Below are 822 nucleotides of genomic sequence, written 5' to 3'. Positions count from 1 at the left end.
GGAGATGAACGCCGGGATGCCCGCGTTCGAGTACGAATAATAGGAATGGATGTGCCCGTAGAGCGTCAGGTCCACCCCCGCTCGCGCCATCTTCCCCACCAACCCGGCAGCCTCACCCCGGATGGCGAAGCCTCCGCCCCGGACGCCAATCGGATCCAACGGAGGGATGTGCATGGCCACCACGTGCACCGCGTCGCGCGCCTCCTCCAGCCACCCGTCCAGCTGCTGCTCCACCAGCGGATCCACCGTGCTGCTGCCGGAGTCCACCAGGCTGAAGTGCGCACCCCGGAAGGTGAAGTGCTGGCTCGCCCGCCCCACGAGCCGCTGGTACTCCCTGGCGTCGTCCGTGAACGTCTCGTGGTTGCCCAGCGTCGCGAACAACGGGATGCGGGAGCCCGCCTCCAGCCGCTGCTGGAACTCCTCCAACTGCTCGCGCGTCCCGTACTCCGTCAGGTCGCCCGCGAAGAAGATGAAGCGCAAGCTGGGGTCTTCGTTCAGCCGCGTGTAGACGTCCCCCACCTTCGACAGCGCCTCCTGCACGTCCGCCAGCGCCGCGAACCGGAACGGCTCCCGCGAGTCCCAGTCCGGCGGCGCCACCGTCAGCCGCGCCGTCGCTCCCGGCCGCAGCGCCACGCGCCACGCCTTCACCGTCGGGTGCGCGTCCGGCAGCGCTTCCACGGAGAGCGCCGTGCCCGCTTCGTCCACCGCCTCCAGCGCCGCGTCCGGCATCGCGTTGTGCACCGTGAGGAGCCAGTCGGCTCTCGCCTGCGCCCCGGCGGCGACGCGCACCGTGAACACCGGCGCCTGCCCCCACAGTTCCAG

At 70.7% G+C, this 822-nt stretch carries 1 protein-coding gene; it reads right to left on the bottom strand.

From position 1 onward, the window contains the following. A partial coding sequence (locus D7X74_RS42190) for a metallophosphoesterase (protein WP_120538492.1) occupies positions 1-822 on the bottom strand: 822 nt, incomplete at both ends.

It is taken from the genome of Corallococcus sp. CA047B (assembly GCF_003612065.1).
Lineage (GTDB): Bacteria > Myxococcota > Myxococcia > Myxococcales > Myxococcaceae > Corallococcus > Corallococcus praedator.
Note: the sequence above shows the minus strand (reverse complement) of the source record. Positions and strands in the feature narration are given on the sequence as shown.